The 299-nt window shown below is 72.2% G+C and carries 1 pseudogene; it reads right to left on the bottom strand.

What is annotated here, in order from left to right:
• Positions 1–127 precede the first annotated feature (127 nt).
• Positions 128–299, bottom strand: a pseudogene (locus AOK17_RS53935) (hypothetical protein); the annotation flags it as partial.

Here is a 299-nt window from a genome sequence, read left to right as displayed (position 1 = left end):
CGGCCCGACGGCGGACGGCGGATACGAACTCCGGCTGCGCCTCCCGGTCCAGGACCAGGACACACCATGACGTCAGGGCCGTCCTCAGGCAGCGTGTCTTCAGCCGGCCGTTCTCATGCGGCCGTCCTCACGCGGCCATCATCAGAAGCATCGTCGCCATCGATCCGCCCATTCCGACATGACCGGCCAGGCGTGCGTTCGGCACGGTGAGCACCGAGGGATGGCGTCGGGCGTGACGGTGGCGGGCCCGCGTGCCGTCGGCCACGGCCGGCAGCACCCCGTCCCTGCCGCGCAGGCGG

It is taken from the genome of Streptomyces phaeochromogenes (genome assembly GCF_001418655.1).
In the GTDB taxonomy this organism is placed as follows: Bacteria; Actinomycetota; Actinomycetes; order Streptomycetales; family Streptomycetaceae; genus Streptomyces; species Streptomyces phaeochromogenes.
The sequence above is the reverse complement of the archived record's forward strand: the minus strand, read 5'-3'. Positions and strand labels throughout refer to the sequence as shown.